A 15,254-nucleotide genomic window follows, 5' to 3' on the forward strand; every position below is an offset into this window, starting at 1 on the left:
ATCACCGCACGGTGCCGTGCATCACTTAGGCATACCTAAACTGACCTGCGGAAACGATAACCCCGGGGCCGCCCCGGCCAGGCGCGACAAGGGCCCCGGGAGCCCCTCCGGGACTGCTCCCCCACCGCCCCGCGGACCGGCGTGCCGCACCGCGCGCCTAGACTTCCCGGCATGTCAAACGAGCCTGCTGTCCAGGTCCGGGGCCTGGTCAAGCGGTACGGACCGAAGACGGCCGTGGCCGGTCTCGACCTCGACGTCGCGTCCGGCGGGGTGACCGCCGTCCTCGGCCCCAACGGGGCCGGGAAGACGACCACGATCGAGACCTGCGAGGGCTACCGCCGCCCGGACGCGGGCTCCGTGCGCGTCCTGGGCCTCGACCCGGTCGCCGACGCGGCGCGGCTGCGGCCCCGGGTCGGCGTGATGCTCCAGTCGGGCGGCGTCTACTCCGGCGCGCGGGCCGACGAGATGCTGCGGCACATGGCGAAGCTGCACGCCCACCCGCTGGACGTGGACGCCCTGATCGAGCGCCTGGGCCTCGGCGGCTGCGGCCGCACCACCTACCGCCGGCTCTCCGGCGGCCAGCAACAGCGCCTCGCCCTGGCGATGGCCGTGGTCGGCCGCCCGGAGCTGGTCTTCCTGGACGAGCCCACCGCCGGCCTGGACCCGCAGGCCCGCCGCTCCACCTGGGACCTGGTGCGCGAACTGCGCGCCGACGGGGTCACCACCGTCCTGACCACGCACTTCATGGACGAGGCCGAGGCCCTGGCGGACGACGTGGCCATCGTGGACACGGGCCGGGTCATCGCCCGGGGGACCGTCGAGGAGCTGTGCCGCGGCGGCGCCGAGAACACCCTGCGCTTCACCGGCCGCCCGGGCCTGGACGTGGGCGCCCTGCTCAAGGCCCTCCCGGACGGCACCGCGGCGGCGGAACTCACCCCCGGGGCGTACCGCGTCAGCGGCCAGGTGGACCCGCAGCTCCTCGCCACCGTGACCTCCTGGTGCGCGCAGCACGGGGTGATGCCCGAGGGCATCTCCGTGGAGCGGCACACCCTGGAGGACGTCTTCCTCGAGCTGACCGGGCGGGAGCTGCGGTGACGGCACACCACGGGACCGGCTCCGGCCGGCGGCCCGGGGGGTGCCCCCCGGAAGGACACAGCCTCGAACCGACCGGCAGGGAGCTGCGGTGATGAGCACGGGTACGTACACGCCGAAGCCGGGCGCGGCACCGCTCGGGCGGATGATCGCCGCGCAGGCCGCGTTCGAGACGCGGATGCTGCTCCGCAACGGCGAGCAGCTGCTGCTCACCGTCGTCATCCCCTCGCTGCTGCTGGTGCTGTTCTCCACCGTCGACGTCGTCGACACCGGGGACGGCGCCGCCGTCGACTTCCTCGCCCCCGGGGTCCTCGCGCTCGCCGTGATGTCGACCGCGTTCACCGGGCAGGCGATCGCCACCGGCTTCGAGCGCCGCTACGGCGTCCTCAAGCGGCTCGGCGCCTCGCCGCTCCCCCGCTGGGCGCTGATGTGCGCCAAGACGCTGGCGGTCCTGGTCACCGAGGTCCTCCAGATCGCGCTGCTGACGGCGATCGCCCTCGCGCTGGGCTGGTCGCCGCAGGGCGACCCGCTCGCCGTGCTGCTGCTCCTGGTGCTGGGCACCGCCGCGTTCTCCGGGCTCGGGCTGCTGATGGCCGGGACGCTGAAGGCGGAGGCCACCCTCGCCGCCGCCAACCTGGTCTTCCTGCTGCTCCTCGTCGGCGGCGGGGTGATCGTGCCGCTGGACCGGTTCCCCGAGCCGGCCGCCGCCGCGCTGGGGCTGCTTCCCATCTCGGCCCTCTCCGAGGGGCTGCGCGACATCCTGCAGCAGGGCTCCGGCGTGCCCTGGGGCGACATGGGCATCCTCGCCGTGTGGGCCGTACTCGGACTGGGTGCCGCAGCCCGGCTCTTCCGCTGGGAGTGAGGCGCGCGCCAGGATGCTTCCATCGGGGCCGCTCGACCGGAGGTCTGGATGGAACGACGCGCAGCACTGCGACTGGACGCCCAGTGGGCGAAGGTACGGGCCGGGCGGCCCGGTTCCGCCCCCGAGAGACGCGAACGCATGCTGACCGACCTGATCACCGCGCTCGCCCCCCACGCCGTGGACGACCCCGCCCTGACCGCCACCCTGGGGCTGCGGTACGGCGACCTCGCCCGGCACCACTTCGACATCGGCAGACGTGAGGAGGCCCTGGCCGCCGCCTCCGCCGCCGTCCGGCACTGCGCCGGCCCCGCCGCCCACGCCCCGGAGCACGCCCGCCAGTACGCGCGGGCCCTGATCAGCCAGGCCGTCTACCTCGCGGAACCCCTCAGCGACGAGCTGGGCCTGCCGCGCTACGCCTTCCACCCGCACGGCGAGCAGCCGGCCGCCGAGGACCGGCTCGCGGGGCTCGCCGCCGTGGAGTCCACCCACCGGGCGATCGCGGTCTGGGAGGGCCTGGACCAGGGCGACCCGCGCAACCAGGAGGGCCTGGCCCAGGCACACGCCTTCCTCGGGGACCGGCTGGAGGAGCTGGGCCGGCCGGTGGACGCGGCGGAGTGGGCGGTCCGCGCGGAGCGGGCCTTCCACGCGGTGTGGGCCGAGCCGGACCCGGCCCGGCGGGCGCACGCGGCCGTCCTGGAGCACCTCGGGGACCAGTTGCAGCGGCGGCTGCGGCGCTGCCCCTTCGACGGCGGACTGACCCAGCTGCGCAAACGGGAGCTGCTGCCGGACCGGCTGCTCCCGCTGGCGGTGGTCGCCGGCCGGATCGAGGGGGTGGGCCCGGACGCGATCGCCGAGGGCCTGGGCCTGGAACGCACGGAGGTGCGGCGCATCCTGCGGGCGCACTGCTGGCGCGCGGTGTGGCGGTTCGACGTGTGCGGCGCGGACGGCTCCTGGCGGCCGCTGGCGTACCCGTGGCGCGGGATGGACGCTGTGACGGACCGCACGGCGCACGCGGTGGCCACCGAGCTGACGGAGGCGTTCCGCGACTCCGCCGCCCTGCCCCCGGCCCCGGCGCGCTGGCGTTTCGCCCTGTGGTGGGACGAGGAGGACCACCTGGACGGGTCGCGCTTCCGGATGACCTCACCGCCCGGTCCGGTGCCGTCGTGACACGGGCCACGGGCCCCCTCGTGAAAGCGTGCACAAGCCCCCGCCTACGATAGGGGCCGTGCAGACCCCCCTCTCTCTCATCGCCCGGCGCTGGACGCCGTCGACCCGGATCGTGCGACGTGCGGCGCTCGCCGCCGTCGTGATGAGCGTCGTCATCATCGTCACCGGCGGCGCCGTCCGGCTGACCGGTTCCGGCCTCGGCTGCGACACCTGGCCCAAGTGCACGGACGACAGTCTGTTCGCCACACCCGAGCAGGGGCTCCACGGGGCGATCGAGTTCGGCAACCGGCTGCTGACGTATGTGCTGTCGGCGGCCGTCGGCTGGGCGATCATCGCGGCCCGGTCCGTGAAGCCGCGCCGCCGGGGGCTGTCCCGGCTGGCGTGGTCGCAGTTCTGGATCGTCCTGGGCAACGCCGTCCTGGGCGGTATCACCGTCTGGGCGGGCCTCAACCCGTGGACGGTGGCCGGGCACTTCCTGCTGGCGACCGCGCTGCTGACGGTGACCACCGTGACCTGGGTGCGCGCCGGTGAGGGCGACGGGCCGCCGCGCCCGCGGGTGCCCCGGCCGGTGCGGAAGCTGTCCTGGGCGATCGTAGGCGTGAGCGCCGTGCTGATCGTGCTGGGCACCTCGGTGACCGGCTCGGGCAAGCACGCGGGCGACAGCAGCGACGTACCGCGCATGCCGTGGGACTGGGCGCTGGCCGCGCACGTCCACGCGATCGCGGCATGGGTGGTGTGCGCGCTGGCCGTGGCGATGTGGCTGGTGCTGCGGGTGGTGGACGCCCCCGACGACATCCGGGCCCGTGGCCGGGACCTGCTGCTGGTGGTGCTGGCGCAGGGCGTGATCGGCTATGTGCAGTACTTCCTGGACGTTCCGGAGCTGCTGGTCGGCCTGCACATGCTCGGTTCGGCGCTGATGTGGATCGCGGTCGTGCGCCTGGCGCTGAGTCTGCGCGAGCGCGAGGCCCTGCCCGCGGTGGCCGTCCCGGCCCAGGCGGACCCGGCGCTCACCCGCGCCTGAGAACCCGCGCCCGAGACCTGCCCGAGAAACCCGCCCCGGGCCCGGCCGGACTCCTGGCCCGGCCCCGGGCTCCCCGGCCGCACAACACCACTGCCCGCCTGCTCCCGGACCCGCCGAAGCGGGACGGAGCAGGCGGGCAGTGGTGTGTCCGGCCGTAGGGGGCGTCAGCCGTTGGACGGGCCGCCGACCTGGATGCCCGCCATGCGGGTCCACTCGTAGGGGCCGGTGCGGACCCTGGCCGCGAAGTCCCCGTCGAACTCGTCGTGCAGGGTGATCCCGGACTTCTCGGCGGCGCTGACGGCCACGGCCTGGCTGGGCGCGACCAGGTCGCCCCAGTCGCCGTCCCCGCCGACCAGCACGATGCGGGTGCCCGCCTGACCGATGTAGGCGAGCTGGCCCTCGGCGCCGCCGTGCGCCTTGGAGAACGCCTGGATCTGCTTGGCGAGCTTCGCCGCCTTGCGCTCGGCCCGGGCGTCCCGCTTGGCGTCCTGCGCGTTGTCGTCAACCTCGGTGTCTGCCATGGCCAGGATGCTACCGGCGGGTATACGGCATGGCGACGCCGGGGCGAGTGGCGTACCCCACCCGGCGGGACACACGCGGAAGGCCCCGGCGGAACCGGGGCCCGGCGGTCGAGCGGGGTGGTTGCGCGGCTCAGCGCAGGAACGGGTCCACGGCCACCGCGACGAAGAGCAGCGACACATAGGTGATGGACCAGTGGAACAGGCGCATCTCCTTGAGCTTGGCGCCGGTCACCCCGCCCTTGGCCCGGTTCTGGAGGGCGTGCGCCTCCCACAGCCACCAGCCGCCGGCCGCCAGCGCGACCGCGGTGTAGAACCAGCCGGTGTAGCCGAGCGGGGTGAGCAGCAGCGAGACCGCGACCATCACCCAGCTGTAGAGGACGATCTGCCGGGCGACGGCCGCGTTGCCCGCCACCACGGGGAGCATCGGCACTCCGACCCGCGCGTAGTCCTCGCGCACCTTCATCGACAGCGGCCAGTAGTGCGGCGGCGTCCAGAAGAAGATGACGAGGAAGAGGACGACCGCGGCCCAGGACATCGAGTTGGTGACCGAGGACCAGCCGATGAGGACGGGCATGCAGCCCGCGATGCCGCCCCAGACGATGTTCTGCGCGGTGCGCCGCTTGAGGATCATCGTGTAGACCACGACGTAGAACAGCAGCGCGCCGAGGGCGAGGGCCGCGGAGAGCCAGTTGACCAGCAGGCCGAACCAGAGGGTGGAGACGACCGCCAGGGTGAGGCCGAAGACCAGGCCCTCGCGCGGCGAGACCATCCCGGTGACCAGCGGACGCTGTGCCGTGCGGTCCATCAGCGCGTCGATGTCGCGGTCGATGTACATGTTCAGCGCGTTGGCGCCGCCCGCCGACAGGTAGCCGCCGAAGCAGGTGGCGAGCACCAGCCAGAGGTCGGGCACCCCCTGCTCGGCCAGGAACATCACCGGCACCGTCGTGATGAGGAGCAGCTCGATGATCCGCGGCTTCGTCAGGGCGACGAATGCCTTGACACGGGCCCCGAACGGTCGATGGCCCCCCGGGCCGGTGGCCAAGACGACCCCTGCGGGTCGGGACTCGACGGCCGTCACGTACACCCCTGACAGAGAAATCCCAGCAGGCCCCCGGGGAGGAGCCGCCCCTGCCGGTGGGCGAGGGGGGATATGGAGACCCGGTACGGCCTGCGCGTACCACGCCACTCTAGACGTTGCCCGTACGCCGATCTTCGCGGGGGTGGCCTCGTGTTGAGCCCCGCGCCGCCATCGCACGTACACATGCCCGACAGGCGAACGGCACACGGTGGGCGCACCCCCCGGCACCTGTCCGGGTGTGGGCCCGGCCGACTGGTAAGACGCTTGTACGAAGGGACGGGCTGTGCTGCGAGGGTAGGCTCGACAGCGCCCGGTACACCCCTCGTCACCGGGATTCGACATGTGGAGAGGAGCCCTGACCCAGGGTGAGCACCAAGCCGACCACCACAGACCTCGAGTGGGCCGAACTGGACCAGCGGGCAGTCGACACCGCCCGCGTCCTGGCCATGGATTCCGTACAGAAGGTCGGCAACGGCCATCCGGGTACGGCCATGAGCCTGGCCCCCGCCGCCTACACCCTCTTCCAGAAGGTGATGCGGCACGACCCGTCCGACGCCGACTGGACCGGCCGCGACCGGTTCGTCCTGTCCGCGGGCCACTCCTCGCTGACCCTCTACATCCAGCTCTACCTGGCCGGCTTCGGTCTGGAGCTGGACGACCTGAAGGCGTTCCGCACCTGGGGCAGCAAGACCCCGGGCCACCCGGAGTACGGGCACACCACCGGTGTGGAGACCACCACCGGCCCGCTCGGCCAGGGTGTCGCCAACGCGGTGGGCATGGCCATGGCGGCCCGTTACGAGCGCGGCCTGTTCGACCCGGAGGCGGCCCCGGGCACCTCCCCGTTCGACCACCACATCTTCGCCGTCGCGGGTGACGGCTGCCTCCAGGAGGGCATCTCCGCCGAGGCGTCCTCGCTGGCCGGCCACCAGAAGCTGGGCAACCTGATCCTGCTGTGGGACGACAACCACATCTCGATCGAGGGCGACACCGAGACCGCCGTGTCCGAGGACACCGTGAAGCGGTACGAGGCGTACGGCTGGCACGTCCAGCGCGTGGCGCCCAAGGAGAACGGCGACCTGGACCCGGCCGCCCTGTACACGGCGATCGAGGCCGCCAAGGCGGAGACCGGCCGGCCGTCGTTCATCGCGATGCGCTCGATCATCGCCTGGCCCGCCCCGAACGCGCAGAACACCGAGGCGGCGCACGGCTCGGCGCTGGGCGAGGAGGAGGTCGCGGCCACCAAGCGCGTCCTCGGCTTCGACCCGGAGCAGCACTTCGAGGTGTCCGACGAGGTTCTCGGCCACACCCGCGGGGCGCTCGACCGGGGCCGCGAGGTCCGGGCCGAGTGGGAGAAGGGCTTCGCACAGTGGCGTTCGGCCAACCCGGAGCGGGCGGCCGAGTTCGACCGGATCCGCGCGGGCGAGCTGCCGGCGGGCTGGGCGGAGAAGCTGCCCGAGTTCGAGACCGGCAAGGGCGTGGCCACCCGGGCCGCCTCCGGCAAGATCCTCCAGGCGCTCGGCGCGGTGATCCCGGAGCTGTGGGGCGGCTCGGCCGACCTCGCGGGCTCCAACAACACCACGATCGACAAGACCTCGTCGTTCCTCCCCGAGGGCAACCCGCTGCCGGAGGCCGACCCGTACGGCCGCACCGTGCACTTCGGCATCCGCGAGCACGCGATGGCCGCCGTGATGAACGGCATCGCGCTGCACGGCAACACCCGCATCTACGGCGGCACGTTCCTCGTGTTCTCCGACTACATGCGCAACGCCGTCCGCCTCTCCGCGCTGATGCACCTGCCGGTCACCTACGTGTGGACGCACGACTCGATCGGCCTCGGCGAGGACGGTCCGACCCACCAGCCGGTGGAGCACCTGGCCTCGCTGCGCGCGATCCCGGGCCTCAACGTGGTCCGCCCGGCGGACGCCAACGAGACCGCGGTCGCCTGGCGCGAGATCCTGCGCCGCTGGACCAAGCAGTACGGCGTGGGCGCCCCGCACGGCCTCGCGCTGACCCGCCAGGGCGTGCCCACCTACGAGCGCAACGAGGACGCGGCCAAGGGCGGCTACGTCCTCTTCGAGGCCGCCGGGGCGGACGGGCAGGACGCCGAGCCGCAGGTCGTGCTCATCGGCACCGGCTCCGAGGTGCAGCTCGCCGTCGAGGCGCGCGAGCAGCTCCAGGCCGCCGGGGTGCCCACCCGGGTCGTCTCGATGCCCTCGGTCGAATGGTTCGAGGAGCAGGACCAGGGGTACCGGGACTCGGTGCTGCCCCCGTCGGTGAGGGCGCGCGTCGCGGTCGAGGCCGGGATCGGGCTCACCTGGTACCGCTACGTCGGCGACGCGGGCCGCATCGTCTCGCTGGAGCACTTCGGTGCCTCCGCGGACGGCAAGGTCCTCTTCCGCGAGTTCGGCTTCACCCCGGAGGCGGTCGTGGCGGCCGCCCGGGAATCGATCGCCGCCGCCGCGCGCTGACGCCCGTACACGACAAACAGGAGATGCAATTCTCATGACAGACGCACTCAAGCGCCTCTCCGACGAGGGCGTGGCGATCTGGCTGGACGACTTGTCCCGCACGCGGATCACCTCCGGCAACCTCGCCGAGCTGATCGACCAGCAGCACGTCGTCGGTGTCACCACCAACCCGTCGATCTTCCAGAAGGCGATCTCCGAGGGCAGCGGGTACGACACCCAGCTCACCGACCTCGCCGCCCGCAAGGTGACCGTCGAGGAAGCCGTCCGCATGATCACCACGGCGGACGTCCGGGACGCGGCGGACATCCTGCGCCCGGTGTTCGAGGCCACCCAGGGCCAGGACGGCCGGGTCTCGATCGAGGTCGACCCGCGGCTCGCCCACAACACCCGGGCGACGGTGGCCGAGGCCAAGCAGCTCGCCTGGCTGGTGGACCGTCCCAACACCCTGATCAAGATTCCGGCCACCGAGGCGGGTCTGCCGGCGATCACCGAGGTCATCGGCCTCGGTATCAGCGTCAACGTCACGCTGATCTTCTCGCTGGAGCGCTACCGCAAGGTCATGGACGCCTACCTGGCCGGTCTGGAGAAGGCCAAGGAGCGCGGGCTCGACCTCTCCAAGATCCACTCGGTGGCGTCCTTCTTCGTGTCCCGGGTGGACACCGAGATCGACAAGCGCCTCGACGCGCTGGGCACCCCGGAGGCGAAGGAGGCCCGCGGCAAGGCGGCCCTCGCCAACGCCCGGCTGGCCTACGAGGCGTTCGAGGAGGTCTTCGGCTCGGACCGCTGGGCCGCTCTGGACAAGGCGCAGGCCAACAAGCAGCGTCCGCTGTGGGCCTCGACCGGTGTCAAGGACAAGGCCTACAAGGACACCCTGTACGTGGACGACCTGGTCGCCCCGGGCACGGTGAACACCATGCCGGAGGCCACCCTGGAGGCCACCGCCGACCACGGGCAGATCACCGGCGACACCGTGCGCGGTACCTACGACCAGGCGCGCGCCGACCTGGAGGCCGTGGCGAAGCTCGGGATCTCCTACGACGACGTCGTCCAGCTCCTGGAGGACGAGGGCGTGGAGAAGTTCGAGGCGTCCTGGAACGAGCTGCTGGCCTCGACCGAGGCGGAGCTCAAGCGCCTCGCTCCCTCGGAGGGCTGACCTACCTTGTCCGGTATTGACGGAGCCAATCCGCTCCGTGATGCTGCCGACCGACGGCTCCCGCGTATCGCGGGGCCGTCGGGCCTGGTCATCTTCGGTGTCACGGGCGACCTCTCCCGCAAGAAGCTGATGCCCGCGGTGTACGACCTCGCCAACCGGGGTCTGCTGCCGCCGGGCTTCTCGCTGATCGGGTTCGCCCGCCGCGAGTGGCAGGACGAGGACTTCGCGCAGGAGGTCCACGACGCGGTCAAGCAGCACGCGCGCACGCCGTTCCGTGAGGAGGTCTGGCAGCAGCTCATCCAGGGGATGCGCTTCGTGCAGGGCACCTTCGACGACGACGACGCGTTCGAGCAGCTCAAGTCGACGATCGAGGATCTCGACAAGAAGCAGGGCACCGGCGGCAACTTCGCCTTCTACCTGTCCGTGCCGCCGAAGTTCTTCCCCAAGGTCGTCCAGCAGCTCAAGAAGCACGGGCTGGCGGACCAGAAGGAGGGCTCCTGGCGGCGCGCGGTCATCGAGAAGCCGTTCGGCCACAACCTGGAGAGCGCCAAGGAGCTCAACCAGGTCGTGCACGAGGTCTTCCCGCCGCACGAGGTCTTCCGGATCGACCACTACCTGGGCAAGGAGACGGTCCAGAACATCCTGGCGCTGCGGTTCGCCAACACCCTCTTCGAGCCGATCTGGAACCGGTCCTACGTGGACCACGTGCAGATCACCATGGCCGAGGACATCGGCATCGGCGGCCGGGCCGGCTACTACGACGGCATCGGCGCGGCCCGGGACGTCATCCAGAACCACCTCCTCCAGCTCCTCGCCCTGACCGCCATGGAGGAGCCCTCCTCCTTCGACGCGGACGCCCTGGCGGCGGAGAAGACGAAGGTCCTGGGCGCGGTGAAGCTGCCGAAGGACCTGGCCGAGAACGCGGTGCGGGCGCAGTACACGGCGGGCTGGCAGGGCGGCGAGAAGGCGGTCCGCCACCTCCACGACCAGCGCATCGACACCCCCTCCAAGACCGACACCTACGCCGCGATCAAGCTGGAGATCGACAACCGCCGCTGGGCGGGCGTCCCCTTCTACCTGCGGACCGGCAAGCGGCTCGGGCGCCGGGTGACGGAGATCGCGGTGGTCTTCCAGCGCGCCCCGCACTCGCCGTTCGACTCCACCGCCACCGAGGAACTGGGCCAGAACGCCCTGGTCATCCGAGTCCAGCCGGACGAGGGCGTGACCATGCGCTTCGGCTCCAAGGTGCCCGGCACCTCGATGGAGGTCCGGGACGTGTCCATGGACTTCGCCTACGGCGAGTCGTTCACGGAGTCCAGCCCCGAGGCGTACGAGCGCCTCATCCTGGACGTCCTCCTCGGCGACTCCAACCTCTTCCCGCGTGTGGAGGAGGTCGAGCTGTCCTGGAAGATCCTCGACCCGATCGAGGAGTTCTGGGAGAGCAACGGCAAACCCGCGCAGTACCCGGCGGGCACCTGGGGCCCGGACGAGGCCGACGAGATGCTCGCACGAGACGGACGGAGCTGGCGCCGGCCATGAAGATCGACCTTACGGACACCACGGCCAGCAAGATCAACAAGGCGTTGGTGCAGGGCCGCCGCGCGATCGGCACCCCGGCCGTCGGCATGGTCCTCACCCTGGTCATCGTGACCGATGAGGAGAACGCCTACGACGCCCTGAAGGCGGCCAACGAGGCCTCCCGCGAGCACCCCTCGCGGACCCTCGTCGTCATCAAGCGCGTCTCGCGTTCGCCGCGCGACCGGGCGAAGGCCCGGCTCGACGCCGAGGTGCGGGTCGGCGCGGACGCCGGCACGGGCGAGACGGTCGTCCTGCGTCTCTACGGCGAGGTCGCCGACCACGCCCAGTCGGTGGTGCTGCCGCTGCTGCTGCCGGACGCGCCGGTGGTGGTCTGGTGGCCGGTGAACGCCCCGGCGGACCCGGCCTCCGACCCGCTGGGCGCGCTGGCCCAGCGCCGGGTGACGGACACCTACTCCGCGGAGGAGCCCGTGCGCGAGCTGGCCTCGCGGGCGCGGGCGTACACCCCCGGCGACACCGATCTGTCGTGGACCCGCATCACACCGTGGCGCTCGATGCTGGCCGCCGCGCTCGACCAGGTGGTCTGCGAGGTCACCGGCGTCGAGGTGGAGGGCGAGGAGTTCAACCCGAGCGTCGAACTGCTGGCGATGTGGCTGGCGGACCGGCTGGACGTGCCGGTGCTGCGCTCGCGCTCCTCGGGCCCGGGGCTGACCTCGGTCCGGATGGAGTCCACCTGCGGGCCGATCGTGCTGGACCGGGCGGACGGGGCGCTGGCGACCCTGTCCATCCAGGGCCAGCCGGACCGCGCGGTCGCCCTCAAGCGGCGCGACACCTCCGAGCTGATCGCGGAGGAGCTGCGCCGGCTGGACCCGGACGACACCTATGCCTCGGCGCTGCGCTTCGGCGTGGAGCGGCTGGGCGACAGGGCCGCGTCGTCCGCCGAGCCGGCGCAGGACCCGGCGGATCCCCCGGCCGGGGCGGAGGGCGTCACGGACTCCGGCGGCTCGCAGGAGGCGGCCCCCGCCGACGACAAGACCGCCAGGAAGCCCGCCCCCGCGAAGCGCGCGGCGGGCGCGAACCGGAAGGCGGCGGCCAAGTGAACGCCCCCCAGCTGGTCGTGCACCAGGACAAGGAGCTGATGGCCCGGGCCGCCGCGGCCCGGCTGATCACCCGGATCGTGGACGCCCAGGCCGCACGCGGCACGGCCTCGGTGGTCCTCACCGGCGGCCGGAACGGCAACGGCCTGCTGGCGGCCCTGAGTTCGGCACCGGCCCGGGACGCGATCGACTGGTCACGGCTCGACCTGTGGTGGGGCGACGAACGGTTCCTGCCGGAGGGCGACCCGGAGCGCAACGTCACGCAGGCCCGCCAGGCCCTGCTGGACGCCGTCCCGCTGGACCCGGCCAGGGTCCACGCCATGCCCGCCTCGGACGGCCCCCACGGCCCCGACGCGGACGCCGCCGCCGCCGCGTACGCGGCCGAACTGGCCGCCGCGGCCGGTCCGGAGGACCACGGTCCGGTGCCGGTCTTCGACGTGCTGATGCTCGGCGTCGGCCCGGACACGCATGTGGCCTCGCTCTTCCCCGAGCTGCCGGCCGTCCGGGAGACCGAGCGCACGGTGGTCGGGGTGCACGGTGCGCCGAAGCCCCCGCCGACCCGGGTCTCGCTGACCCTGCCGGCGATCCGGGCGGCCCGTGAGGTGTGGCTGCTGGCGGCGGGCGCGGACAAGGCGAAGGCCGTCCGTATCGCGCTCTCCGGGGCGGGTGAGGTGCAGGCCCCGGCGGCCGGGGCGTACGGCCGCGCCCGGACGCTGTGGCTGCTGGACTCGGCCGCCGCGTCGGAGCTGCCCCGGGACCTGCTGCCGCCCCCGGCGGCCTGACCCCGCCGGTCACCGCGTCCACGACGAGGCCCGGTCCGTTCCCCCACAGGAGCGGACCGGGCCTCGTCGTTCGCCCGCACCGGTGGGCTCAGTCCACGTCGCCGGGGCGCTCCAGGAAGGGCGCCAGCAGGCCCGGGACCGCCGCGTCGGCGAAGGCCAGGCCCTCGTCCCCATCCGCGTCGTGCACCGCGTAGGCGCCCGCGCCCGCCGCCGTGGTGGCCCACAGCGTGAGCAGTCCCGCGCGGCGCTGGAAGACGGACCGGCGGATGGTCCAGCCGATGATCCCGGTCCGCTGGAGGGCGACCGTGCTGCGGCGGACGCTGCCGGAACGGGTGAGCAGGTAGCCGCCCGAGACGGCGTGGCCCAGGGCCCGGTAGGCGTCCAGGGCGAGGAGTACGGCCACCGGGACGGCCACGGCGGCGAACCCGGCCGCGATCCACAGCAGGACGTCCGTGAACAGCGCGCCCAGGAGGGCCCCCAGCCCGGCGGGGAGCAGGACGGCGGTCAGCGCCCACCGCAGGCGCCTGCCGCGCGCCGCGCGGGGATGGCGGACGAGGTCGGTCGCGGTGGGGGCGTCTCTCTCGCGCAGGACCTGGGCGCCGACCCGGTCGGCGAGGGCCCGGGGGACGGCGGGCAGCAGGACGTTCAGGTCGGCGTGCTTGTCCTTCTGCTCGGTGGCCAGGCCGGTGGCGACCGCGTCCAGCCGCGCCCCGCCGAAGAGCCGTACGCCGAGGGGTTCCACGAGGTCCACTCCGCGCAGCCGGCGTTCCTCGATCGATATCGACCGGGCGGTCAGCAGCCCGCGCCGGACGCGCAGGGTGCCGCCGGGCTCCCGCTCCAGCCGGTAGTTCCACCACATCTCGATCCACAGGCCGAGCGCGCCGACCACGCCCGCGACGAGGGCGGCGACCAGCAGCACCAGGACCGCCCAGACCAGCGGGGTGTCCCGGAAGCGGTCCTTCACCCAGTCGATGACCTCGCCCTGGGCCCCGAACCACTGGCTGACCTGCATCACCGCGCCGACGGCCGCGCCGCCGAGCACGGGGGCGACGAAGGAGACCGGGGCGTAGCGGATCCAGCGGAGGTCGAGCGCGGCGAGGGTGCCGTCCACCGGGACGGACGCCCCGGCACCGGCCGGTCCCCGGTCCAGCAGTTCCCGCCGCAGCCGCTCCCCCTCGGCGCGGGACACCGCGTCCAGGACGAGGGTGGACTCGCCGCCGCCGGTGTGCTCGCCGGTCCCGATGCGGACCTTGACCAGGCCGAGGACGCGCAGCAGGAGGTTGGCGGTCAGGTCGACGCTGCGGATGCGCTCGCGGGCGAGTGAGCGGCGCTTGACGAGGAGCAGGCCGGTGCGCAGTTCGGCGCGGGCGGGGCCGATGCGGTAGCGGGTGCGGCGCCAGCGCACCCAGTCGGCGCCGGCGCCGGCCGCGACGAGCAGCACGGCGCCGGCCAGGACCCAGCCGAGGGCCCGCCACAGGGGCATGCCGCCGGCGAGGCCGAGCAGGGTGGGCAGTCCGGCGCCGCCGGCGACGGAGGCCATGACGGCGGCGGTGGCCAGCACGGTACGCCCATCGAGCCGGGACCAGGGCGGGGCTGCGGGGTTCCCGGCCGCAAACGCGGCGCTCGCTGCGTGCGCCGCGTTCGCCGGGCGCGGCGCCGGGCCGGCCAAGCCCGGCGCCGGGTCCGGACCCGGGCCCGGCGCTTCCGCTCCCGGAGCCGCCGGGTCCCGCGAGTCGGGCGCGCGGCCGGGGTCCGGGTCCGGGGGCCCGTCGTCCGGGGGCGAGTCCGGGAGCGGGTCCGGGGGCCCGTCGTCCTGGGGCGAGTCCGGGAGCGGGTCCGGGGGCCCGTCGTCCGGGGGCGAGTCCGGGGGCCCGTCGTCCGGGCCCGGGGCCGGGGAGCCGTCACTCGGCGTCGGGTCCGGGGAGCCGTCCCACGGGGTCCGGGCCGGGGGCCCGTCGTCCGGCCCCGGGGTGCTCATGTCGCGTCCCCGGGCGTGGTCCCCGTGATCCGGGTGAGCTGCTCGGCGAGGTCTGCGGCCACCTCGTGGTCCAGGCCCTCGATCCGCAGCGCGCCCTTGGCGGAGGCCGTCGTCACCGTCACCGTGGCCAGCCGGAACGCCTGCTCCAGCGGGCCGCGCACGGTGTCGACGGTCTGGATGCGGGACATCGGCGCGATCCGCCACTCCTGCCAGATCGCGCCGGTGCGCACGTACACCGCGTCCTCGGTGACCTCCCAGCGGTGCACCCGGTACCACCAGGCGGGGAAGAAGGCGGTGCAGGCGAGCCCGACCGCGCCGACGGCCGCCGCCGCGATCCACAGCCCGCTCCGGGCCGGGCCGATGAACGCGCCGAGGACCAGCAGGACGCCCGCCGGCACGGCCGCGACCAGCAGACAGGTCACCCGCCACCAGCCGACCGCCCGCGGGTTGACCCGGTTGACCGGCGGCCGGAGCCGTACCGCCTCCTCCCCCCGCATGC

At 73.5% G+C, this 15,254-nt stretch carries 13 protein-coding genes; 9 read left to right on the forward strand and 4 right to left on the reverse strand.

The genetic code is table 11. The features are described 5' to 3' along the window. The first annotated feature begins 171 nt into the window (after positions 1 to 171). The 4 genes from C593_RS0117590 (at position 172) to C593_RS29945 (ending at position 4,142) form a co-directional block, all read left to right on the forward strand. A complete protein-coding gene (locus C593_RS0117590) occupies positions 172 to 1,095 on the forward strand; it encodes an ABC transporter ATP-binding protein (protein ID WP_026277795.1) in 924 nt (307 codons plus the stop codon). A gap of 91 nt (positions 1,096 to 1,186) precedes the next feature. Beyond that, the gene (locus tag C593_RS0117595; RefSeq protein WP_018848621.1) at positions 1,187 to 1,954 is read left to right on the forward strand and encodes an ABC transporter permease; all 768 of its coding nucleotides are present in this window, start codon (positions 1,187 to 1,189) and stop codon (positions 1,952 to 1,954) included. A gap of 48 nt (positions 1,955 to 2,002) precedes the next feature. Then, positions 2,003 to 3,121 (forward strand): hypothetical protein, encoded by a 1,119-nt coding sequence (locus tag C593_RS0117600; protein WP_018848622.1) that lies wholly within the window; start codon positions 2,003 to 2,005, stop codon positions 3,119 to 3,121. Between the two features lie 28 nt (positions 3,122 to 3,149). After that, a complete protein-coding gene (locus tag C593_RS29945; protein WP_078521635.1) occupies positions 3,150 to 4,142 on the forward strand; it encodes a COX15/CtaA family protein in 993 nt (330 codons plus the stop codon). 164 nt (positions 4,143 to 4,306) lie between these two features. Here the strand turns inward: C593_RS29945 and C593_RS0117610 are convergent, their stop codons facing one another. Together C593_RS0117610 and C593_RS0117615 are read right to left on the reverse strand one after the other, a co-directional pair. Beyond that, entirely contained in the window at positions 4,307 to 4,663 is a 357-nt protein-coding gene (locus C593_RS0117610) for a hypothetical protein (RefSeq protein WP_018848624.1), read from the reverse strand. Between the two features lie 130 nt (positions 4,664 to 4,793). Beyond that, positions 4,794 to 5,747, reverse strand: coding sequence for a heme o synthase (locus tag C593_RS0117615; protein ID WP_018848625.1), 954 nt, complete (start codon positions 5,745 to 5,747; stop codon positions 4,794 to 4,796). A 359-nt stretch (positions 5,748 to 6,106) separates the two neighbouring features. Between C593_RS0117615 and tkt the strand changes: the two genes are divergently transcribed. Genes tkt through pgl form a run of 5 tightly spaced genes read left to right on the forward strand, consistent with a single transcriptional unit; the run spans position 6,107 to position 12,777 of the window. Further along, positions 6,107 to 8,209 carry a transketolase gene (tkt, locus tag C593_RS0117620; protein WP_018848626.1) on the forward strand — a complete coding sequence of 701 codons (2,103 nt, stop codon included), beginning with the start codon at positions 6,107 to 6,109 and terminating at the stop codon, positions 8,207 to 8,209. A 34-nt stretch (positions 8,210 to 8,243) separates the two neighbouring features. Next, a complete protein-coding gene (tal, locus tag C593_RS0117625; protein WP_018848627.1) occupies positions 8,244 to 9,362 on the forward strand; it encodes a transaldolase in 1,119 nt (372 codons plus the stop codon). A 15-nt stretch (positions 9,363 to 9,377) separates the two neighbouring features. Then, the gene (gene zwf, locus C593_RS0117630) at positions 9,378 to 10,901 is read left to right on the forward strand and encodes a glucose-6-phosphate dehydrogenase (protein WP_486591151.1); all 1,524 of its coding nucleotides are present in this window, start codon (positions 9,378 to 9,380) and stop codon (positions 10,899 to 10,901) included. Then, complete coding sequence (opcA, locus tag C593_RS0117635) at positions 10,898 to 11,998, forward strand: glucose-6-phosphate dehydrogenase assembly protein OpcA (protein WP_018848629.1); 1,101 nt, start codon at positions 10,898 to 10,900, stop codon at positions 11,996 to 11,998. Before zwf ends, opcA begins: the two co-directional genes overlap by 4 nt. Continuing rightward, positions 11,995 to 12,777, forward strand: a complete 783-nt coding sequence (pgl, locus tag C593_RS0117640) for a 6-phosphogluconolactonase (protein WP_018848630.1) — start codon at positions 11,995 to 11,997, stop codon at positions 12,775 to 12,777. The genes opcA and pgl overlap by 4 nt, the downstream gene beginning before the upstream one ends. Positions 12,778 to 12,865: 88 nt before the next feature. Here pgl and C593_RS29950 read toward each other — a convergent pair whose 3' ends face one another. Together C593_RS29950 and C593_RS0117650 are read right to left on the reverse strand one after the other, a co-directional pair. Next, positions 12,866 to 14,755 (reverse strand): PH domain-containing protein, encoded by a 1,890-nt coding sequence (locus tag C593_RS29950; protein ID WP_018848631.1) that lies wholly within the window; start codon positions 14,753 to 14,755, stop codon positions 12,866 to 12,868. Then, the gene (locus tag C593_RS0117650) at positions 14,752 to 15,252 is read right to left on the reverse strand and encodes a PH domain-containing protein (protein ID WP_018848632.1); all 501 of its coding nucleotides are present in this window, start codon (positions 15,250 to 15,252) and stop codon (positions 14,752 to 14,754) included. Before C593_RS0117650 ends, C593_RS29950 begins: the two co-directional genes overlap by 4 nt. Between the last annotated feature and the right edge of the window lie 2 nt (positions 15,253 to 15,254).

The sequence above is a fragment of the Streptomyces sp. CNT372 genome, assembly GCF_000377145.1.

Bases quoted from the DNA above. Each gene is read 5' to 3' on its own strand.
- C593_RS0117590 (WP_026277795.1), top strand. From the start codon at position 172: ATGTCAAACGAGCCTGCTGTCCAGGTCCGGGGCCTGGTCAAGCGGTAC.
- C593_RS0117595 (WP_018848621.1), top strand. From the start codon at position 1,187: ATGAGCACGGGTACGTACACGCCGAAGCCGGGCGCGGCACCGCTCGGG.
- C593_RS0117600 (WP_018848622.1), top strand. From the start codon at position 2,003: ATGGAACGACGCGCAGCACTGCGACTGGACGCCCAGTGGGCGAAGGTA.
- C593_RS0117610 (WP_018848624.1), bottom strand. From the start codon at position 4,663: ATGGCAGACACCGAGGTTGACGACAACGCGCAGGACGCCAAGCGGGAC.
- tal (WP_018848627.1), top strand. From the start codon at position 8,244: ATGACAGACGCACTCAAGCGCCTCTCCGACGAGGGCGTGGCGATCTGG.
- opcA (WP_018848629.1), top strand. From the start codon at position 10,898: ATGAAGATCGACCTTACGGACACCACGGCCAGCAAGATCAACAAGGCG.
- C593_RS29950 (WP_018848631.1), bottom strand. From the start codon at position 14,755: ATGAGCACCCCGGGGCCGGACGACGGGCCCCCGGCCCGGACCCCGTGG.
- C593_RS0117650 (WP_018848632.1), bottom strand. From the start codon at position 15,252: ATGCGGGGGGAGGAGGCGGTACGGCTCCGGCCGCCGGTCAACCGGGTC.